The 20,971-nt window shown below is 45.7% G+C and carries 25 protein-coding genes; 6 read left to right on the top strand and 19 right to left on the bottom strand.

Annotation, left to right across the window (positions count from 1 at the left end):
• Positions 1-14: 14 nt before the first annotated feature.
• The 9 genes from MHM93_RS11060 to MHM93_RS11020 form a co-directional block, all read right to left on the bottom strand.
• Positions 15-497, bottom strand: a complete 483-nt coding sequence (locus tag MHM93_RS11060; protein ID WP_022943711.1) for a chemotaxis protein CheW — start codon at positions 495-497, stop codon at positions 15-17.
• On the bottom strand, positions 494-2,590 hold the full coding sequence (locus tag MHM93_RS11055) for a chemotaxis protein CheA (protein ID WP_239449177.1): 2,097 nt from the start codon (positions 2,588-2,590) through the stop codon (positions 494-496). Before MHM93_RS11055 ends, MHM93_RS11060 begins: the two co-directional genes overlap by 4 nt.
• A 12-nt stretch (positions 2,591-2,602) precedes the next feature.
• Positions 2,603-2,965: a response regulator gene (locus MHM93_RS11050; RefSeq protein WP_026110938.1), complete on the bottom strand. Its 363-nt coding sequence runs from the start codon at positions 2,963-2,965 to the stop codon at positions 2,603-2,605.
• Between the two features lie 13 nt (positions 2,966-2,978).
• Positions 2,979-3,248, bottom strand: coding sequence for an STAS domain-containing protein (locus MHM93_RS11045; protein WP_053909940.1), 270 nt, complete (start codon positions 3,246-3,248; stop codon positions 2,979-2,981).
• Positions 3,249-3,407: 159 nt separating this feature from the next.
• Positions 3,408-4,013, bottom strand: coding sequence for an SCO family protein (locus MHM93_RS11040; RefSeq protein ID WP_239449176.1), 606 nt, complete (start codon positions 4,011-4,013; stop codon positions 3,408-3,410).
• The gene (gene cyoE, locus MHM93_RS11035; RefSeq protein ID WP_239449175.1) at positions 4,003-4,911 is read right to left on the bottom strand and encodes a heme o synthase; all 909 of its coding nucleotides are present in this window, start codon (positions 4,909-4,911) and stop codon (positions 4,003-4,005) included. Before cyoE ends, MHM93_RS11040 begins: the two co-directional genes overlap by 11 nt.
• A 14-nt stretch (positions 4,912-4,925) precedes the next feature.
• Positions 4,926-5,915: a COX15/CtaA family protein gene (locus MHM93_RS11030; protein ID WP_239449174.1), complete on the bottom strand. Its 990-nt coding sequence runs from the start codon at positions 5,913-5,915 to the stop codon at positions 4,926-4,928.
• 10 nt (positions 5,916-5,925) lie between these two features.
• Positions 5,926-6,429, bottom strand: coding sequence for a transmembrane cytochrome oxidase associated protein (locus tag MHM93_RS11025; protein WP_239449173.1), 504 nt, complete (start codon positions 6,427-6,429; stop codon positions 5,926-5,928).
• Positions 6,416-7,150 (bottom strand): SURF1 family protein, encoded by a 735-nt coding sequence (locus tag MHM93_RS11020; RefSeq protein WP_239449172.1) that lies wholly within the window; start codon positions 7,148-7,150, stop codon positions 6,416-6,418. Before MHM93_RS11020 ends, MHM93_RS11025 begins: the two co-directional genes overlap by 14 nt.
• A gap of 29 nt (positions 7,151-7,179) precedes the next feature.
• Between MHM93_RS11020 and MHM93_RS11015 the strand changes: the two genes are divergently transcribed.
• Positions 7,180-7,482 (top strand): DUF2909 domain-containing protein, encoded by a 303-nt coding sequence (locus tag MHM93_RS11015; RefSeq protein ID WP_081604362.1) that lies wholly within the window; start codon positions 7,180-7,182, stop codon positions 7,480-7,482.
• On the opposite strand, the gene MHM93_RS11010 is transcribed toward MHM93_RS11015, so the two are convergent.
• The 5 genes from MHM93_RS11010 to lexA all read right to left on the bottom strand — a co-directional run bounded on the left by MHM93_RS11010 (position 7,382) and on the right by lexA (position 12,459).
• The gene (locus MHM93_RS11010; RefSeq protein WP_045979080.1) at positions 7,382-8,257 is read right to left on the bottom strand and encodes a cytochrome c oxidase subunit 3; all 876 of its coding nucleotides are present in this window, start codon (positions 8,255-8,257) and stop codon (positions 7,382-7,384) included. The two genes, MHM93_RS11015 and MHM93_RS11010, sit on opposite strands and share 101 nt — an antisense overlap.
• Before the next feature lie 19 nt (positions 8,258-8,276).
• Positions 8,277-8,819: a cytochrome c oxidase assembly protein gene (locus tag MHM93_RS11005; RefSeq protein ID WP_022943701.1), complete on the bottom strand. Its 543-nt coding sequence runs from the start codon at positions 8,817-8,819 to the stop codon at positions 8,277-8,279.
• Positions 8,819-10,393 carry a cytochrome c oxidase subunit I gene (ctaD, locus tag MHM93_RS11000; RefSeq protein WP_022943700.1) on the bottom strand — a complete coding sequence of 525 codons (1,575 nt, stop codon included), beginning with the start codon at positions 10,391-10,393 and terminating at the stop codon, positions 8,819-8,821. The genes MHM93_RS11005 and ctaD overlap by 1 nt, the downstream gene beginning before the upstream one ends.
• Entirely contained in the window at positions 10,390-11,523 is a 1,134-nt protein-coding gene (coxB, locus tag MHM93_RS10995; protein ID WP_022943699.1) for a cytochrome c oxidase subunit II, read from the bottom strand. The genes ctaD and coxB overlap by 4 nt, the downstream gene beginning before the upstream one ends.
• Positions 11,524-11,841: 318 nt before the next feature.
• Complete coding sequence (gene lexA / locus MHM93_RS10990) at positions 11,842-12,459, bottom strand: transcriptional repressor LexA (protein WP_022943698.1); 618 nt, start codon at positions 12,457-12,459, stop codon at positions 11,842-11,844.
• Positions 12,460-12,678: 219 nt separating this feature from the next.
• Between lexA and MHM93_RS10985 the strand changes: the two genes are divergently transcribed.
• Both MHM93_RS10985 and MHM93_RS10980 read left to right on the top strand, forming a co-directional pair.
• The gene (locus MHM93_RS10985) at positions 12,679-13,428 is read left to right on the top strand and encodes an HNH endonuclease family protein (protein WP_239449171.1); all 750 of its coding nucleotides are present in this window, start codon (positions 12,679-12,681) and stop codon (positions 13,426-13,428) included.
• A gap of 65 nt (positions 13,429-13,493) precedes the next feature.
• On the top strand, positions 13,494-13,859 hold the full coding sequence (locus MHM93_RS10980) for an STAS/SEC14 domain-containing protein (RefSeq protein ID WP_239408740.1): 366 nt from the start codon (positions 13,494-13,496) through the stop codon (positions 13,857-13,859).
• Here the strand turns inward: MHM93_RS10980 and MHM93_RS10975 are convergent, their stop codons facing one another.
• Positions 13,860-14,390, bottom strand: coding sequence for a DUF924 family protein (locus tag MHM93_RS10975; protein ID WP_239449170.1), 531 nt, complete (start codon positions 14,388-14,390; stop codon positions 13,860-13,862).
• Between the two features lie 98 nt (positions 14,391-14,488).
• Between MHM93_RS10975 and grxB the strand changes: the two genes are divergently transcribed.
• Both grxB and MHM93_RS10965 read left to right on the top strand, forming a co-directional pair.
• Positions 14,489-15,124 carry a glutaredoxin 2 gene (gene grxB / locus MHM93_RS10970; protein ID WP_239449169.1) on the top strand — a complete coding sequence of 212 codons (636 nt, stop codon included), beginning with the start codon at positions 14,489-14,491 and terminating at the stop codon, positions 15,122-15,124.
• A 9-nt stretch (positions 15,125-15,133) separates the two neighbouring features.
• On the top strand, positions 15,134-15,583 hold the full coding sequence (locus MHM93_RS10965; protein ID WP_239449168.1) for a hotdog fold thioesterase: 450 nt from the start codon (positions 15,134-15,136) through the stop codon (positions 15,581-15,583).
• Positions 15,584-15,726: 143 nt separating this feature from the next.
• Here MHM93_RS10965 and MHM93_RS10960 read toward each other — a convergent pair whose 3' ends face one another.
• From MHM93_RS10960 to MHM93_RS10950, 3 genes are read right to left on the bottom strand one after another with little or no spacing between them, the layout of a single operon-like run.
• A complete protein-coding gene (locus MHM93_RS10960; protein WP_239449167.1) occupies positions 15,727-16,449 on the bottom strand; it encodes a hypothetical protein in 723 nt (240 codons plus the stop codon).
• Positions 16,442-16,861 carry a hypothetical protein gene (locus MHM93_RS10955; protein WP_239449166.1) on the bottom strand — a complete coding sequence of 140 codons (420 nt, stop codon included), beginning with the start codon at positions 16,859-16,861 and terminating at the stop codon, positions 16,442-16,444. Before MHM93_RS10955 ends, MHM93_RS10960 begins: the two co-directional genes overlap by 8 nt.
• Complete coding sequence (locus MHM93_RS10950; protein ID WP_239449165.1) at positions 16,858-17,901, bottom strand: hypothetical protein; 1,044 nt, start codon at positions 17,899-17,901, stop codon at positions 16,858-16,860. Before MHM93_RS10950 ends, MHM93_RS10955 begins: the two co-directional genes overlap by 4 nt.
• A gap of 1,345 nt (positions 17,902-19,246) precedes the next feature.
• Here MHM93_RS10950 and lepB point away from each other — a divergent pair.
• Entirely contained in the window at positions 19,247-20,161 is a 915-nt protein-coding gene (lepB, locus tag MHM93_RS10945; protein WP_239449164.1) for a signal peptidase I, read from the top strand.
• Positions 20,162-20,503: 342 nt separating this feature from the next.
• Here lepB and MHM93_RS10940 read toward each other — a convergent pair.
• Positions 20,504-20,971, bottom strand: a 468-nt coding sequence (locus tag MHM93_RS10940) for an EF-Tu/IF-2/RF-3 family GTPase (RefSeq protein ID WP_275444209.1), incomplete at its 5' end; no start/stop codon positions are given.

Raw genomic sequence — 20,971 nt, 5'->3', positions numbered from 1 at the left:
GTACTTGTTCGCCATTAACAATCGAGTATTTTTGGCAAATCCAGAAGAATGACCATGGTTTCCCCTACATTAACGAGTCGCTCCACTAATTCGTTGTCGCTTGAATCGTTAAATTCCGGGATCCCTTTCGCATCCTGTTGATTAATTGCGTAAACATCGGACACAGCGTCAACCACCAAGCCCATTACCTTAGTTTTCTCTCTTACTTGCTCTTTAACCACGATGACGACCGTCAGAGGCCCGTAAGGCTGTGGCTCAATCCCAAAGCGCAAACGCAAGTCAATGATCGGTACGATAGTTCCTCTGAGGTTAATGACCCCTTTGATATAATCTGGGGCATTAGGAATCGCGGTTATTTCCTCCCAACCACGTATTTCTTGTACACTCAGGATATCCATGCCGTACTCTTCGTCAGCCATCATGAATGTCAGGTATTGCTGAATGTGACCCTGATTATTCTGCAAGATAATATGTTCGTTAATGCCTTCTACTTTCATACCTGCTCCTCATGCAGGGCTGCAGCATCAATGAGTGCCTCTTGTGCACCTGGCTTTTTCAAACCGGCCATTTTGGTTAACCCGGCAATATCAACGATCAGCGATACCCGCCCATCTCCGAGAATAGTCGCACCGGAAACACCATCAACCTTCTGATAGTTCGCCTCTAAACTTTTTATTACCACTTGCTGTTGCGCCAGTAAGTCGTCCACCAGCAGACCCACTTTTTGGTTATCACACTCGACCACGACCAGAAGAGCTTTATCTAGTTCGGTAATGGCATCATGATGATTGAACAGTTGGTATAACCGTAAAATGGGAATGTATTCATCACGCAGGCGCAGTACCTCCAAGCTTTTGCCGACCCGGCTGACCTTATTCGTATCAATTTGTAATGACTCAACGATGGTAATGAGCGGCACAATATAGGTATGTTCGGCAATGCGGACCAGTTGACCATCTAAAATAGCGAGCGTCAGTGGCAAACGGATGGTAAAAGTTGACCCCGTACCTGGGGTCGACACCACCTCGATAGAACCGCTTAAGGAGCTAATGTTCTGGCGCACCACATCCATCCCGACACCGCGCCCGGAGATGTCACTCACTTCGTCGGCTGTGGAGAACCCAGGTTCGAAAATGAGCTCGTTAATGTCGTCGTCACTGAGCTCTTCATTGCCATCGATTAGGCCATTAGCGATGGCTTTTTCTCTGATTTTTTCAGTATTTAGGCCTCGGCCATCGTCCATTATTTCAATCACAATATTGCCGCCTTGATGAAAGGCGTTGAGTGTCACCGTGCCAATTTCAGGTTTACCACTTTGTTTACGCTGTTCTGGCGTCTCTAGGCCGTGATCTAACGAATTGCGCACTAAATGCACCATGGGATCAGAGATCTTCTCCATCACTGTTTTATCAAGCTCGGTACCCTCGCCAAGAATTTTTAACTCCACCTGCTTACCGAGTTTTTGCGATATATCTCGCACTAAACGTGGAAATCGGCTGAATACAAAACTAATTGGCAGCATGCGAATACGCATGACATTTTCTTGTAAATCGCGGGTATTATGCGCTAACTGTGCAAGCCCCTCCTGCAGTGCAGCCAAGGTATTTTCGGTCACTTCCTGCTCACCCAGTTGGCTGAGCATGGATTGCGTAATAACCAGTTCACCCACCATATTGATTAACGAGTCAATTTTATCTATGCCAACACGAATGGAAGTCGACTCATTAGATTTAGCTTTATTTGCTTTGCCTTTACTTGCCGGTGCTTGAGTCGCTTGGGCCACCGGTTCGTTTTCACTTGATTGCTGTGCAGCATCATCGTGCTCCAATGGCTCAACCGGTGCGGATGGCTCTTGCTCTGAGAACAAGCCTCCGCACAGACTAATATCGATATCAGCATCATCTTCTACCCACTCAAACACTTCCTTAATTTGCTCTTGTGTTGCTTCAGTTTGCAAAAATACTTTCCAAGACATGAAGCATTCATCACCCTGTAGATTCTGAATTTCAGGGATGGCGGATAAATCAGCTTGAACTTCAATGGATCCGAGATCACCCAAGTCACTGAGCATAAACAGGGGTTCATTGCCTGTTTTGAATAAATGATGGTGCGGTTTAAATAAAATTTGATAGGTGCTAGTTTCTGCTTGCTGCGACGGTGAAGCGCTCGCTTCGTTTTCGTTGGCCGCCACTTCCCCTTCACTTAGACCAAGAATTTCCTCAAATTGTTGTTGTAGCTCCTTGGCAGTGTGTAATTCTGGATCTTGTTCGCTTTGCAGTGCCTGCAACATCTCTCGCAAGCAGTCGACCGAACGCAATAGCAGGTTTACGTGCTGTGCTTCAAGTTGACGCTGACCTTGGCGTATTTGGTCCAGCAAGGTTTCTAAAACGTGGGTAAAATCGGACACTGAAGTGAACCCAAAAGTACCACTGCCGCCTTTGATCGAGTGGGCTGCGCGGAAGATGGTATTGAGCGTTTCGCTATCGGCTTCACCTGGAGTAAGATTTAACAGCTCACTCTCCATGGCATCAAGGCCCTCGAAACTCTCTTCAAAGAAGACTTCGAAAAATTGGCTGAGATCGATACTCATAGCCGCGCAGCCTTAGCGAATTACTTTTTTCATTACTGCAAGTAGTTGGTCTGGATTAAAGGGTTTAACTATCCAGCCGGTGGCCCCCGCAGCCTTGCCCTCAGACTTTTTATCTAGCCCGGATTCGGTCGTAAGCATAAGCAAAGGGGTAAACTTGTAATCACCCAAGGTTCTTAGCTCTCGAATCAGGGTGATGCCATCCATAACCGGCATATTGACGTCTGAAATTACGGCATCGAACTTATCCTTTTTGGCGATCGCTAACGCTTCGCTGCCATCTTTCGCTTCAGTGACTTCATAACCTGCCTTTTTCAAGGTAAAGCTCACCATTTGACGCATTGAAGCTGAGTCATCCACGGCTAGAATCTTCGTCATACCCACCCCTAATTTAGTTTCCATTTAGCGCTAAATAATTGGCTACACCCAAGCTTTGACAAGCGTTTACGAGCGCTTCACTCGAGCCTTCCCATGTAATGCTGTGATCGCCAAGTTGTAATGCTTTTTGTAACGCACACAAAAGCTGAATACAGGCAGTATCGGCACGAGTTACATCGCCCATATCCAAACATAGATCACTGCCCTGCTGGAGCTGCTTCAGTAGCTCTGCCTGTAAATTTTCAACTTGTGAAATGGTTAATTCGTTAGGCAACCTAAACATAAATTATGCTTGAGCATTTAACATTTCTCATATCAAAAGCTTAGACCTAGTTAGTTAGATTGCCAGCGAATTTTGTAAAAAAATCTTTAAATAAATAGAGAGTTAGGTGAATTGGCTGCCTATGTATAGACAACCGAAGGGAGACACGCTGATCCTGGCTCAGCCACCGTAGTAGCTGAGTATAGATTTAAGGTCCTTGATCATAGTGTCTGTATTAATCGTTGGTACACTGCCAGCTTTAAATTCAGGTTTGAAGATAGCCCGTATTTTCCCATGCGGATCGACCAGTGCCACAGAGGCACTGTGGTCCACTAAATAGTCTCCTGTTTGCTCTTCAGTCACTGCATAAATTAGCCCTAAATTCTGGACAAAGGGGTAAAGTGCCTTGTGCGGTCCCGACACGGCCTGGTAATTAGGATTAAAGTAATTAATATACTGTAGACGCTTTTGTGCAGTATCGCGATTAGGATCTACTGATATAAACCAAACGTTTATATCTTCTATGGCAAGCTTTTTTTCTACCTGCCGGAGCTTTGCTAAGGTCATGGGGCACACGTCAGGGCAACTGGTGTAACCTAAAAACAGCAAATCCCACTGCGATTTTAGGTCATCAACGCCGACATCGTCGCCGTGTTGATTTTTAAGCTTAAATGGCTTCACTACTTTGGCTGGCTCATACACCAGCGCATCAACCTCTAATGTCGGCTTTGAACACCCTTGTAGCAGAACAGAAAATAGTGCGGCCGCGCCTAATTTACGCCACATAAAACATCCACTTATCTATAAATAATGCGACAAAGAGTACCATTAAATGCACAATTGAAAACTTAAAAACGGCCATTGCACTGCGATGGTCCTGTTCACGCTTTAAACGCCAGGCGTAAGCAATAAATACACCATTAAGAATAACTGCTGATAACAAGTAAAATAGTCCTGACATACCAATTAAATAGGGCAAAATGCACACTAAGGCGAGAATCACGGTATACGCCAATACACATGTTTTACAAAAATCGATACCGTGCGTCACAGGTAGCATAGGCACATTCGCTCGACGATAATCTGCCTCTCTAGCAATAGCTAAAGCCCAAAAATGCGGAGGGGTCCAAGTAAAAATGATCATCACCAAGAGCCATGGTGCTGCAGCAAGTTGCCCCGTTTCACTAACCCAACCAAGCAAAGGAGGCATCGCCCCTGCAAGCCCCCCGATAACAATATTTTGAGGCGTTGCCCGCTTTAGAAATAATGTATATACAACTGCGTAACCCACCAGTGCCATCAGCGTTAAAATGGCACACAGCCAGTTAGCAGCGCTAACCAAAGCAGCAAACCCAAGCCCACCAATCAGTGCTGCAAACATAAAGCCATTGCGCTCACTCACTCTGCCACGGGCCACCGGGCGATGGCGAGTGCGAGCCATTTTCATATCAATTTCTCTATCCACAATATGGTTAATCACCGCTGCGGCTGCTGATAATAAGCCAATACCCAGTAAGCTCACTGTTTGCAATAACCAACTGCGCCCCATGTCGGGAGCTAAAGCTACGCCAACCCAAGCGGTTAATACCAACATCAGCACAACCTTCGCTTTGCACATGGCTAAATAATCGCGCCATGTGGTGTCTTTACTATCTCCGTACTGCCAATAAATCGCTTTGCTCATAGCCTGCTCCCTTATTAACTTTTTGATTTTTGTAGATAACACAACCGCACTAAGGTCAGTAATAGCAATAGCGCCATCAAGTTATGGGCAAGTGCCACATTTAACGGAATACTCATCTGTACTAACGCGATACCTAAACTTATTTGCGCCACTAAGGCCGCCACAACCCAGCCACACGCCTGTTTAATCATCTGTGATTGCGCACTGCGAAATACCTGCCACATGGCACTGAGCAACACCACGGCGGTAATGAATGCGCCAAAGCGATGCAATAGATGAATAGACATACGCGATTCGAACGACAACACCCCAAATTCATAATTACTGTGCTCGGTAGGTAGCTGGAAAACACTACTGAGTGAGAACGCCTCACTGCCCGCACACATCGGGAAACCAATACAATGTGTGGCTGCATAATTTGCCGCGAGCCATCCCCCTAAGGCAATCTGTATCACCACCACAACTAACGCGGACAGGCTCCAACCTAGACTTGCTCGCGCTCCGGGGTCGCCACCAAATACGGGCTGAGAATGGGTTCGCAGGTAAAGTAACCACAGTAAGCTAGCAATGGAAAAGCCACCAAGAAGATGCCCCATCACTACCAAAGGCTGTAAATTCATGGTCACCGTCCACATGCCCAGTAAGGCTTGGAAAATAACCAGTAACAACAACACCATTGGTAAACGCAACGGGACATGGGGTAACTTTGCATGGCGTAATGCATACACTGCTAAAGCTAGGATCAATAAGCCTAGGCCGCCGGCAAAATAGCGATGCACCATTTCCTTGAGAGCTTTACCTTGATCTACCTGCGCACCAGGAAAATGCTGCTGCACTTTTTGTATTTCATGGGCTTGATCGGGTACGGTGAGAAAGCCATAACAACCGGGCCAGTCCGGGCACCCAAGCCCTGCATCACTCAAACGTGTATAAGCGCCCAAGCCCACCACCAACACTGCGAGAATGGCAGTGCATAACACCAGAGTTTTATAATTTTTTGTCATACTGGCCTCGTTAGCTGCTGCGAGAATAGTTAAGTAGTTTTTTAATGTCTTTTAGTAACCCTTTATGGATAAGTCGATTTTGCTGCTCCTGCTCAGCGTAGTCATATTCCAATACCACCAAGCCATGGCGATCTATCAAGTACAGATGACCTGCTTTTAATGCACTGGGCACTGAATCTACATACAACACCTCGGGCACCCCGGCGCTGCGTGGCCTCTCCCCTAATACTGCCATGCGCACCTTACTTTGGTTTTTCCCAAGCGCCACATAGAGCGACTGCATGTCTTGCCACTGAGCTTGGCAAGGGCCACAACCAGCTTGATTCACTAGCGCGATAGTCCAGGGCGACACGGGGTACTGGCCCCACTGTTCAAGTTCCACCTGCTCACTCATTAAAGTGCCGTTATTACTAGTACTTGCTGGTAGCCAGCCACTTTTAAGAACGGCAATAGCGGCAACAACGGGAATAATGAAACAAGCAATAAAAATCACTAATGGTTTACGATTTGTCATACCCTCTCCTTGCACGCCAAAAGGCGGTAAGCGCAATCAATAACGCCGCTAAGGCGATGAGAAACCACTGCCATGCATAGGCTATATGCTTTTCTGCAGGCATGGTTACAGGCTGGTAATGTGGCTCGGTAGCAACTAACGGCGAAGGCGTTTGCGCATACGCCATAAAATTATAAACGGGGACTCTCGCTTGATTCGCGATTTTTGTTATATCGATTTGCTGTACACGCTTAGGCCAACCCATTGATGGTGAGCTTTGCGCCAAGGTAATTGACCCTAACGGGCCTTCTTTAATGAGCACATCATCAAGCGTTATCTGTGTCGGTAGCTGCAACTGAGGCAGTTGCTCACGTGTTGTTGGCGCAACAATGAAACCAAGGTTGACCAGTAGCCACCGACTAGCTCCTTGAGGCATAACCAGCACCAATACGTCGTAGCCAACTCGGCCTTGATAAACCTGGTTATCAAGCAACCAGTAGTGCTGTAGCACACGACCAGACACTGCCGTTTGCATACCTGTGGCATCAACATCAGAATTGATCAGGCGCTGAGCTTGGGTAAAAGGAATGCGCCCTTTACTGGCCCATTGCTGCAATAGCTGCTCGCGCTCTTGCTTTTGCTCGGCACGATCTAACTGCCAGAAACCCAAGCCTACACAAGTACTTACTACTAACACGACAATGCTACTCCACAAAAATGCGCTAAGCTTATGAGTATTCACTCGTACACCAATTAGAGGAAAACTGCACTGTGCTTATAAAAATTATTATTGTTGCGCTGCTACTTTTTGTCATATACACCTTATTCCGTGCCATGTTGGCTATGCTGAAGTCTGACTCCAAGGTGCCGATGTCGCACTACTTAGGCAAACGTGTTGCCTTGTGCGCCATCGTCCTGATTATTATTTTGCTCGCACAGCAAGCTGGCTTGCTGCGCTTTAACCCTTCTCCGATCACAACACATACACAAATACGAATAGACACAACCACACCACATCAACAAAGTGCCAATACCAAGCCGCAGCCTGAAATGCGAAGTGCTTTTCACTGCTAAAGTGCCCTTTGATTACGCGAATGAGTACCACGGTAAGCATGATCGCCCCTAAGGTGACATGCATACCGTGGAAGCCTGTGAGCAAGAAGAAGGTATTGCCATAAATACCCGAGTCTAACTTAAGGCCTAGATCCTGATATGCGTGAATGTATTCTTCACCTTGAAGAAACAGAAATACCGCGCCGAGTATCACCGTCAGAGCAAGAAATACCGTAAGCTGTTTACGGTTGTCTTTCTCAATTGCAGTATGCGCAAACTGTAAAGTCACCGAAGAAACTAGCAAAATAATGGTATTAATTAGCGGCAAACCTTGCCATCCCATCGCCTGAGTTGTATCACCGCCTGGTGTTAACTCTAGCGGCCACGAGGCGCTAAATTCAGGCCATAACACTTCGTTGGTCATCAAGTTATTACCCTCACCACCAAGCCAAGGTACAGCCAACATACGGGCATAAAATAGCGCCCCAAAAAAAGCGCCAAAGAACATAACTTCTGAGAAAATGAACCAGCTCATCCCTTGTTTAAAAGAACGATCCATTTGCGCCGAATACAAACCACTTTGTGACTCATTAATCACATTGCGAAACCATCCCACCAGCATGTACACCAGCACCGCAATACCGGCAATAAGCCAATAGGTACCAGAGCCACCGCCTTGCTCTAACTGCATAACGCTAAGACCCGCGCCCACAGCGATAAAAAACAACGCAACAGCCCCCACTATCGGCCAGGGGCTTTGCTCCGGAACATAATATTTTTCGTACTGATTACTCATTTCGTTAACCTCGCTCGGTTTATCGCGCTTGCGCTGCGAGTAAGTCTTGTCGCTTAGCGCTGATGTCAAAGAGGGTGTAAGACAGCGTTAATTCCTCATACTCCTGCGGCAACGCAGGGTCGACATAAAAGCGCAATTGGTATTCAAGCCGTTCATTGGCTTGTAGCGGCTGCTGGTCAAAGCAAAAACACGCCAATTTGTGTAAATACTTGGCTGCGAGCCCTGGAGAAACAGATGGAATAGCCTGCATGACTCGCGGCTCACCACTGGTATTCGCTGCGGCAAATGTCACCACTGTCATCGCCCCGGGTTTCACCACCACTTCTTGCTTTTGCGCTAACACCTCAAAGGGGGCACCACTTTGTGCATGGGTTGTAAAGCTCACCGTCACTTCGCGAGAGTCATCCACATGCTCGCTTTGCTGCGCCTGTTCGAGTGAGGGCTTACCATTAAGCCCTGTTACTTCGCAGAACACGTCGTAAAGCGGCACCAAGGCAAAGGCGAACGCAAACATGCCAATGACGCTGATGACTAGTTTCTTTAATAACGGTGCGTGGTTCATTACTGCACCTTAGGTGGCGTTTCAAAGGTGTGGTAGGGTGCCGGAGATGCTACCTCCCACTCCAAGCCTTCTGCGCCATCCCACACTTTCGCTGGTGCTTGCTCTCCAGCCTTGATGCACTTGAACACCACGGCAACGAACAGCAGTTGAGAGAGTCCAAAGGCGAAACCGCCAATACTGATAATGGCGTTAAAGTCAGCAAACTGCAGCGCATAGTCTGGAATACGTCGCGGCATACCCGCCAAACCTACAAAATGCATGGGGAAAAACAGCACATTAACGCTAACCAACGACAGCCAGAAATGCCATTTCGCTAACGTGGTGCTATACATGTGCCCAGTCCATTTTGGCAGCCAGTAATAAGCAGCGGCCATAATAGAGAACACCGCCCCGGTCACTAAAACATAGTGGAAGTGCGCCACCACGAAGTAGGTGTCATGGTACTGGAAATCCACTGGGGTAATTGCCAACATCAACCCTGAGAAGCCCCCGAGGGTAAACAACACAATAAAGGCGATAGCAAACATCATTGGTATTTCAAAGCTGATGGCACCGCGCCACATGGTGGCTACCCAGTTAAATACTTTTACTCCCGTTGGCACCGATATCAACATGGTCGAGTACATAAAGAACAATTCCCCGGCCAGTGGCATACCGGTGGTAAACATATGATGGGCCCACACCACAAAAGACAGCAAGGCGATGGAGGCCGTGGCGTATACCATGGACGAATAGCCAAACAGTTTTTTGCGTGAAAAGGTAGGAACTATGGTGGAGATAATGCCAAACGCTGGCAAAATCATAATGTACACTTCCGGGTGACCAAAGAACCAAAAGATATGCTGGAACATCACAGGGTCGCCACCACCGGCGGCATTGAAGAAATCAGTGCCAAAATACTTATCAGTGAGCACCATGGTCACCGCACCCGCCAACACCGGCATCACTGCAATTAATAAAAACGCAGTGATCAACCATGTCCACACAAACAGCGGTAATTTCATCCACTTCATCCCTGGAGCACGCATATTAACGATGGTCACAATGACATTAATGGCCCCCATGATGGAGCTTATCCCCATAATGTGAATGGCAAATACAAACAGTGCAGTATTGTCGTTGCTGTAGGTGGTCGATAAGGGCGCATAAAAGGTCCACCCAAAGGCCGGACCGCCGCCTTCCATAAACAGCGACAGCAATAAGATGGCAAAAGCGAATGGCAGAATCCAAAAGCTCCAGTTATTCATTCGCGGCAAAGCCATATCTGGCGCGCCAATCATCATGGGGATCATCCAGTTAGCTAAGCCCGTAAAGGCAGGCATCACAGCGCCGAATACCATAATCAAACCATGTACTGTGGTCATTTGGTTGAAAAAATGAGGGTCAACCAGCTGAAGTCCTGGTTGGAATAGCTCGGCTCGGATCACCATTGCCATGGCGCCACCGGTTAAAAACATCAACAACGAAAATAGTAAGTACAAGGTGCCGATGTCTTTGTGGTTAGTAGTAAAAAGCCAGCGTTTAATTCCGGTTGCAGGCCCGTGATGTTCATGTGTTGCAGCTGCTGTACTCATTGTTCCTCCCCATCAATATAGGCCTGAATCACGCTTGGTTGAACGATGTCACCGGTTTCATTACCAAAGGCATTGCGTTGGTAAGTAACCACCGCAGCCAACTCTTTTAGCGTAAGTTGACCGACAAATGCCTGCATCGCAGTCCCTGGCTTACCGTGCACCACAATATCGATATGGTCGTTAATATCGCCGGTAGCTATTGGACTGCCTTTAATGGCGGGGAAGACTCCAGGTAAACCGAGCCCCGTAGGCTGATGACAAGCTGCGCAGCGAGTGATGTACACTTGCTCGCCAGATGCCATTAGCTCATCTTCAGAGAGGATTTGTTCTAGCAGCTCAGCATCGGCCTGCGCCTGAGCTTGCTTCGCTTGTTTCTGCTCTGCCAGCCAAGCGTCAAACTCTTCAGGGGGTTTTGCTTCTACGACTACCGGCATAAAGCCGTGGTCTTTACCGCATAACTCGGCGCACTGGCCGCGATACGTACCTGGTTCGTTTACGCGTGTCCAAGCTTCGTTGATAAACCCAGGGTTAGCGTCTTTCTTTACTGCAAAATCGGGCACCCACCAAGAGTGAATGACGTCATCTGAGGTCATTAAAAAGCGTACTTTTTGATTAGTGGGAATGACCAAGGGTTTATCTACTTCGAGGAGGTAATTGTCGCCCTTATTTTGCGCATTTTTGATTTGCTCTTGAGGCGTTGACAGCAGTGAGTAAAAGCCCACATCGTGACCCATATACTCGTAGTGCCATTTCCATTGTGAACCAGTCACCTTAATGGTGATATCGGCCTTTGTTGTATCCTCCATAGCAATCAGGGTTTTGGTGGCCGGTACAGCCATGGCTATGAGAATAACAAATGGAATCGCTGTCCAAAGTATTTCTACTTTGGTGCTTTCATGAAAGGTAGCGGGGGTGACCCCTTTTGACTTACGGTGTTTGAGCAGCGCCCAAAACATCACCGCGAAAACAACCACACCAATCACACAGCATATAATAAATATGGTCATGTGTAGTTGGTAAACATTTTCGCTAATGTCAGTTACCCCTTGGCGCAAGTTGTACTTGCTATTCGCGGACACCAATTGAGGGAATAACAGACATAGCAACATGAGGGAGCTCAGCTTCTTCATGTGTACCATCTCCTTATTGTTGCGCAATGCAAGGAAGAGGCGGTTACAGCTTAATACCCAATCTTCGTTATTATTATGCTTTTACCAGTCGACAACTTTGACCCTAAATAAACTGTTGAAAAACCGACCAGCAAAGCCTGTAATATAACCAATTAGTCAAAGATTGAGCTAATAGCAAGTTAATACACTATTTTTGTTTACGTTTTATTAATAAATTAACAGGGAGATTCAAGCTGTTAGAAAGCACTGTGGCTAAGGAGGGAACATGGGGAAAGCCCCTAATAACAGACCTATTAGAGGCAAAATAAGTAAATTTAATTACATCCAGTCGGCGTTTCGGATCACACCTACAGCTAAGCCTTCAATATTAAAGGATTCATTCTCTAAATCGACTTCAATGGGTGTGAATTCTTCATTCTCTGCATGCAGCAGAACCTTACGCCCAGCTTTTTCTAAACGCTTCACGGTGACATCTTCATCAACCCGCGCGACCACCACTTGGCCGTTTTCAGCCACCTGAGTGCGATGTACCGCTAATAAGTCGCCATCCATAATGCCGATGTCTTTCATACTCATGCCATTTACGCGCAGCAAATAATCTGCAGCAGGCTTGAACAGCAGTGGGTCTATCTGGCAGTGACTCTCTATATGCTGTTGGGCAAGAATGGGCTCGCCCGCAGCAACGCGGCCAATTAAAGGCAGGCCCAATTGTTCGGGTTCTTCTTCCTCGACCAATTGAATACCTCGACTCGCTCCAGGCTTCATTTTGATTACGCCTTTCTTAGCCAACGCCTTAAGATGTTCTTCTGCGGCGTTAGCACTGCGAAACCCCAGTGTTTGTGCAATTTCTGCACGCGTCGGCGGCATGCCGGTATCTTTAATAAAGACTTTAATCAGCTCAAGAATTTGCGATTGGCGTTTAGTTAATGGGCGCATACAACTGGGTTTCCATACAGTACATTTAACTGTGAGTATATACAGTTAAATGAAAATCGCAAATAAAATCAGGGAATTTGCTGACCGTTGCAACCTTAATTAATGCAACTTCGCTTTTGTTCATATGCAACCTCACCTCATACTCATAAAGTGATAGGTGACGAATGCGCGACAATGCTTTAAAGTAGCGCTGTTTTAGTCATATTATTAAGCAGTTAGATGACTCGCCAAAGTGTATTTTCAGCGTTCCTTTTACTTATTTCGGCACTGACGATAGGTGCGTGCAAAGCCGATACGATCAAGATGTCGCGCAGCGGCCTTTGTCACCCTGAAGACTCGGCTCATTATCAACGCACTCAATCTTTTACCCCCTATGCGAACTTAGAAAGCTGTCTAGCAGACGGTGGACGTTTACCAAAGAACTACACTAAACAAACATCAGAAAATAGTTATCATCGGGATAGCTGGCCACATTGGTTAGACACCGATCACGACTGCCAAGACGCTCGTGCTGAAGTGCTGATTGCCCAATCACACAGTGATGTAAGCTACACCACTCAAGCGCGCTGCACCGTCACCAGCGGCCAGTGGCATGACCCTTATTCGGGGCAGATACTACGCAATGACGATGACTTAGATATAGACCATATTGTGCCGCTTAAATTTGCCTATGAACACGGTGCTGCCACCTGGAGTCGTTCGCAAAAGGCACAATTTGCCAACGATATGGAGAATTTGCTTGCTGTTGATGATGGCCTAAATCGTAGCAAAGGCGCAAAAGGCCCTTGGCAATGGTTGCCGCCGCATCAAGATTACCGCTGTCAGTACATTCAGCGCTTTAATTACATCATGAGCAAATATGACCTTCGCTACTCGCAAAACGAAAAAGACCAAGTTCAAAGTTTGCTGCAAAGCTGCGTAGGTGAAACTTTAAACCTCAGCGCACTACCTACAACCTTGCACCAATAACCAACCGCTTGTAAGTAAATATTCTATATTGATAGAGCATACAAGGAACTCGTTGGCGAGGATATATGCTCAATATCACTATAAACGAAACACACAATACCGCTCTACTCGAACCACAAGGCCAGCTGACAGCAGAAGACTTTGCAGCAGCCGTGCGTATTATCGACCCTTATATTGAACAGCATGCAAAGCTACATGCTCTCATTATTGCTACTGAACACTTTCCGGGGTGGGACTCATTTGCCGCGTTACTCTCTCATCTGCAATTTGTGCGCGACCATCATCAAAAGGTGAATAAAGTAGCCATTGCCACCAATTCGTTGCTTGGTGACTTTGCCCAGCACCTTGGCGCACACTTTATTCATGCAGAGGTTAAATCCTTTCGTTATGAACAACGTGAACAAGCGAAGCGCTGGGCACAAAGCCCTTAACTAAAAGCGGCTACCAGGCTGATTCAAAAACGCCTGTTCAGCGTCGCTCGATTGCCGACCGAGAATATCATTACGATGTGGATAACGCCCAAAACGGTCAATGATTTCTTTGTGAGCCAGTTCATATTTATAGTTACTTAAGGGCCGAAAAAGCTGCTCAGCCACCACATGAATCGCCTGGCTCTCACTGTGCATATAGGGCATGTATAAGAAACTACGCTCGGTATCATCAAGCTCTAAAGCAAACTTTTTCTCCACCGCATTCTGCGCCAAACATAAAGCCAGTGCATCGGTTGCAAACGCTTGGGCCGTATCGCGGAACATATTACGAGGAAACTGATCCAGCACTATAATTTCACATAACGCGCCTCGAGCAGATTTTCGCCAAGAATAAAGCTCGCCTTGGCGCGCTGCCTCGTAAGTAGGTAAAAATTGCTTTTTTATTGTGGCGTCAAAGTCGGCGCTTTTTTTAAACCAATCCTGTGGACTGCTGTGAGTAAACCAAAATTCGTAAACGGATTCATATTGCATGATGATCTAATGGCGAAAGTTTGCTTTCGTCCGGCAACTATTGTTTAGTTACAGCTAAGGCCAAAAGGTAGTAATTCGCAAGCTCTGAGGTATTTTTTATGAAGCTGTTTATATTTGAACATTGCCCCTATTGTATAAAGTCATTACTGGTTGCACGCGCCTTGGGGCTAGAGGTGGACGTGCGTTTCCTACTCAACGATGACGAGGCCACTCCCAACCAGTTAGTGGGTAAAAAAATAGTGCCTATTTTGGTCAAAGATGATGATACCGCGATGGCCGAAAGCTTAGATATTGCCGAGTATTTCTGCACTCTTGCCAACAAGGAGCTGTCACAGGGAGAGCACTTTAATCAAGCCCAACAGTGGGTTGAAAAGCACCTTGAAACCTTTTTACGGCTGACCTTTGTGCGTTGGCCGCAACTGGCCCTGCCGGAATACGCTATTGATACCGCTATCAGCTATTTTCGCGAAAAGAAAGAGCAGCGCCTGGGCGAATCTTTCGATAGCGTGTTAGCCAATAGCGACACTGACATCGCCACGATGGAGCACGCATTGAGTGAGTTAACATGGCTACAAACCCCAGAACATATTACTTGGGCCGATGTGGCGTTGTTTCCGTTTCTGCGCAACCTCACTGTGGTCAAAGGCTTAACCTTTCCAGAGCATGTACTCAACTATGTCGATACATTAGCCACTGAACACCGAATTAAAACCTTTACCCGCGTTGCTGTTTAAGGAGTACAGATGAGTATTTGGGCCCAAGAGATTGACTTAGCCTTATGTAAAAAGCTCGATTTAGGTGTAGGAGAAAAAGGCACCTTAATGACTAAACTCGGCATTGAGATCACAGAGATAGGCGACGATTACCTAGTCGCCTGCCTCCCTGTGAGCAATGAATTATATAACCCCATGGGCATTGTTCATGGCGGCGTTTACGTGGCATTGGCCGAAACCGTGGCCAGCTACGCCGCCAATTTTGTGGTCGATACCAGCAAGTACTACTGCGTCGGCCAGGAGATCAACGCCAACCACCTCAAAGCCTCACGCACCGGCACACTTAAAGCCGTAACCAAACCCGTGCACCTAGGCGGCCGCTCATCAGTGTGGGAGATAAAAATTTACAACAGTGCTGGCGATTTGTGTTGTATATCAAGGATGACGGCTGCGGTGGTGGAGAAGCGGTCAAAAGGGTGAGAGCCGCCCGAAAATAGCGAAAACGTGGAGCTATTTTAGGCTTGAACGCGAGACAACGGATGTCGAGCCGGAATACTGCTTCAGGGACGAGTTGCTTGCAACTAAGTTGGCTAAGGCTTTCAAGTTTAGAGCTTGTCGGTTTTTTAGTATGGCTTACTGCAATTAGGACAGTTATTACTTTTTCTGTTTTTTGCACTTTTATCAGACGCGCAATCTTTTAAAGAGATGAAATGATGCTTTACTGTCACTGTTTGGCTAGTTTTTTTACAGCGATGAGATGTAAGAAGATAATCTTTTCCACCACCATCATCAGTTACGTTAATCGAAAACTCTTTGATTAAATCCCCTCTCTTTAGGTAACTCAACCAATTTTCTTTAGTTTTATTAATACTCCTAGTCTTACAATATATAAGCATTACTGGAAACGTTTTGGTTCTATTCTCTGTTAAGTAACGGTCAACCAACTGCCGGAAGCCTTCAAATATGTATCCTGAATTTCTATCGATTTTAGCTTCACCTAACCAATAAATAGATTGCGCATGACTAACCGTAATGTCTACATTTCCATTATGATAAGCCTCATGCTCTGCATTAAAACCCAGTAATTGAAAACTGTTTACAATATCTATTGTTATACGGTCCTCGCAATCAAATCTTCGAGCATACGGATGGCTTTGGATTTTTGACAGTATGTTATTTAGGCTAGAGTCAACAGCATTATTGAACTTTTCATAATCTTGGGCATGTAACAAGTCCCGACTCAAGCCTGAAATAGCATTAGGGAAGAGTGAGTTGTATTCTCCAGAGGTTAATTCCGAGAGTGTTAAATCCTGTAACCTACCAGGTATTGCGCTAATATCATTCATTAAAATAAGTATCTGATAAACCGAAGGTTATTACTACATTATCATTAAGGCTATCAATAGCCTCCCCATTATCAAATACATAAAACCCCTGTGAGTACGCTTCCCGTAACTCTTCCACACTCAAAGGAATTAGACCTTCGGGACCGTGGACTGAATAAGACAAACTCAATACATTAACTGAGTCACTAACTAGATAATCAATTACGAGCATCAAATTTGCTCTAAATTTAGGGTCTGAAGTCAGTTCTTCATCGTCAGCTAAAATATTCTCGATAGTGTAAATTGAAGAATAAGAATCGTGATAATGTTCTGGGAAAGTTTCAAACGCAGCTAGGATCCCGTCTATCATCTTTATGATATTCGGTTCGTCCCAGTCATTCCTAACTCGCGTTTTCAACTTTTGAAAAATCATATTAAATTATCTATATGCTTTTGAAAGTCGCTATCGTTTAAGCACTTTGTCAGAATAGCATAGTTTAGAAAGGGTGATTGCCCTGCAGTCAACATTCGAGTTTGTCCTGGCAATAAGATTTCTGACTCAACATTAATAATAGGGTCCGTAGTTTCGTATCTGTTGGCAATTCGAAAGACATCCACACTTGGAACAACACTTTTACCGCCTTGGTGAAACTTTTCTCGCCTCAAATCCTTATGCTTAGAGCGCATTTTTTCACCATGTGTTACAGCAGATACCTGATATCCCAGTTCACAAACTCTACCCTGTGAGCTTTTATATATTTTTCCAACAGCAGGAAAAAGGTTATGCTTATTCCTGGCAATACTTTTACCTATCATGGTAATAAACTTTGAGTGCAACTTAGTTTTAATAGTTGTTATTTCAGGTGAAATATAGGGCACACTGATATCTAATTTATAAAAAATATGCCCCGCACTGGTGTCAACTGTAATTACGTCGTAATATCTTCTTTTAACTCTTTGTTTTGCAGAAACGTCAAAAATCCCTACTGGAAATTTGAATGAACTGTTATTTTGCGCAAAAAATGAATCATCTATCGATATGGTTTCTGTTATTGTTCTTACGCTCGCAAAATAAAGGTGTATGTACTTACCGAGCACTTCTTGGTGCACGAAAACCGGGTCTTCTGTTAAAAGTTTGTCGGTCTTATCATCATAATATGGAAAATTAATATCACTAGCTTTTATATCAGGAACAGCAGAAGTAGCTACGGCAATCAACCTACTTAAGTCATTTTTATCAACTACATCTATCGAAAGTGTTTTGTCACCAAATCTAGTATATCTGTTATAAACACCCTTCACTTCATTAATTAAGCTTTGCGTAATTTTCTTACTTTTATACAGCTCAACTAATCTAGAAATTGTTTTATCAGCCCCCTGACTTGGGGAAATTTGATGTTTTTTTAATACCTGACTAACAACGCTCCAAGGTAATTTCTTACAAAATGAACCAAAAAAAAGTTCCATATCCATATTATTCACATCAACATAATTTTTAATTTTTGACTACAAGGCACTATCAGAACGCACCACTTTTCATATTATTTTAGACTAACACTTGTTAAACAGCATTTGTAGTACACGCGGCTTAAATCAAGATGAATTTTGGTGACGCGTTTTATAAGAGATTATACAGCCACAAGCTCCTGCCCTTTCAAGAACACCGATGTATCAGCCCAGTACCCGTTTAAATCCGCGCTGGAGAAATCGGCTTTTGCTGCGGCGCGTGGCTAAGACAGCGAGGCAGGACGCCGAGCGAGATTTACCGGCACAGGGAAGTGCCGTTAAATCGTGTCCAGCCTAAGCGGAGCGTTTAGCAAAAACCTGAGTTCGGAAGCATTGGCGAATTACGGGTTCGCGGAGTTTCTAAAGAGCTCACAACAAAATAAAATTGTCTCAGAACACCGATGTATCAGCCCAATTCCCCGTGCATTTGCGCTGAGCATGGTGGTGCTGATAGTACAACGAGGCATGGATGCCGAGTTAAGCGAACCGAGACAGGAAGTCGAGTTTCGCTGGGTGCGTTGACAGCATCAACACGCGCAAGCAATAGCAAATGCTTCGGGGTACGGGGGGATTCCAAAGGGGGAATCGTATCATTCTCCCTTTGGTTGCCGTCGCCAACGCGACAAGATCGCACTACAGAGAGCTGTGGGGAGATTTAATGGGAGAAGTTGGCATGGGGACACAGCTAAACAGAAAAGAGTATTTAAAAGGCGCATAACAGCCCTTGAGGTTAGAGGTGAGAGTGGCGTATGTAATCAAAGTTGCAAGGCTAAAGCCTTGCCTACAACATCAGGACCTGTAGGTTGGGCTTTAGCCTAACCATGTGTGAGAAACATATAAAAACACAGTTGTGGCTAGGTACTGGACTCTGGAATATGACCACCTTCGGCGGTTCCAAGGCTAAAGCCTTGCCTACAACACTTGTTTCTGTGGGTTGGGCTTTAGCCTAACCATGTGTGAGAAACATATAAAAACACAGTTGTGGCTAGGTCCCGGTCTCTGGGATATAACCGCCCTCGGCGGTTGCAAGGCTAAAGCCTTGCCTACAACATCTGTTTCTGTGGGTTCGGTTTTAACCTAACCATTTTGGGGGATTATTGATTGTATACTAGGTCCCGGTCTCTGGAATGTGACCGCCTTTGGCGGTTGCAAGGCTGAAGCCTTGCCTACAACCTCTATCCCTGTGAGTAAACAGCTAATAGAAACACCGCGCTTCAACCTAACTGAAAAAACACCATACCTTTGGCCTTTAATAGGAATTGTTGTAGAGTCATGACTCCCACCATGGAGAACAAGATATACAAGGATAAGTATGACAACTCAAAAACAGCTATGGAAACCAAATACTTGGGTTTCAGTCATTTTAGGTATTTTTATGCAACCTTTCGCGTTCCTTTATGTTAATAGAGGACGGCTATTTTTCGCATATTTGAGCCTTTTTGCACTGGTCGCTCTATTAGGCCCCAAGCTGACACCTTTTTTATCTAGCTACATCGATCTCGCATTTTTATTACTTATATTGATGTTCATCCACACTCTTTGGCTCGCAAAAAACTATGACAGCAACCAACCCCGTAGCTGGTATGCTAACTGGTGGATATCGCTGTTAGGTTTCATCCTATTTCTGGTACTTATATTGTTTACGCGAATCAATGCCTTTGAATTGTTTGCTGCACCATCCTCTTCGATGAGCCCCACGTTAACACCTAATAGTGTAGTGGTGGTAAATAAGCTCGGTTATGAAAATCATCGCTTAGCGGGCATTCAACTAAAAAAAGAATCCCCTTCCAAAAGGCCTCAGCGAGGTAGTCTTATTGTCTTTCAGTTCCCAGAGCAGCTTAGTATCAACTACATAAGTCGCGTTGTTGGCCTGCCCGGGGATACAATAGCGCTGAAGGGCAAGCAAGTATTCATTCAACCCGCCTGCGATACGCTTGATGCTCAATGTGCATCTATGCGAGCTCTGCCTCAAATTGAGCAAAGCGCAATAAGCGAGCCGCCGTATCAGGGTTATTCAGAGTCGATAGAGGAACACACTTATAACATATGGCTAAACAAACATGCCTCCCCACGAACTGAGCGATATTATCAAGGAAAATCAAAGTGGAAAGTGCCGGATAATCATTACTTTGTGCTCGGAGATAACCGTGATAATAGCTTAGATAGCCGCTATTGGGGCTTCGTTCCGGTAGACAACATCATAGGTGAGGTAGCATTGAGCTGGTAGACGCTCTCATTGCAACGCAATGATATCAAGAGGAATGAGTGAGTATAGATTCGCAGATACAGTTGAATCTCACTACGCTGTGAATAATTGGTTGTGATTGTGATTAGTCACTGGCCTTTGGAATATGACCATCTTCGGCGGTTGCAAGGCTGAAGCCTTGCCTACACCATCACCATTTGGGTTCAGTTTTATCCTACCACATCAGCCCCTATAGGTTGGGCTTCAGCCTAACCATACATATAAAAACACGGTTGTGTCTAGGTACTGGCCTCTGGAATGTGACCGCCTTTGGCGGTTGCAAGGCTAAAGCCTTGCCTACATCATCACCCTGTGGGTTGGGCTTTAGCCTGCTACAACACCAGCACCAACTGTACGGCCACCTTCACGGATTGCGAAGCGTAGACCTTCATCCATCGCGATTGGGCAGATTAGCTCTACTACCATCTTGATGTTGTCACCTGGCATTACCATTTCTACGCCTTCTGGTAGCTGGATGTCACCAGTTACGTCAGTTGTACGGAAGTAGAACTGTGGACGGTAGCCTTTGAAGAATGGCGTGTGACGACCACCTTCATCTTTAGACAGTACGTATACTTCTGCTTCGAACTTCGTGTGCGGAGTGATTGTGCCTGGAGCTGCTAGTACTTGACCACGCTCTACTTCGTCACGCTTAGTACCACGTAGTAGGGCACCAATGTTCTCACCTGCACGGCCTTCGTCTAGAAGCTTACGGAACATCTCAACACCTGTACACGTTGTCTTCGTAGTTTCTTTGATACCTACGATTTCAACTTCGTCGTTCACGTTGAT

Source organism: Pseudoalteromonas sp. MM17-2, assembly GCF_022347945.1.
Lineage (GTDB): Bacteria > Pseudomonadota > Gammaproteobacteria > Enterobacterales > Alteromonadaceae > Pseudoalteromonas > Pseudoalteromonas ruthenica.
This window is presented reverse-complemented; position numbering and strand designations above follow the sequence as displayed.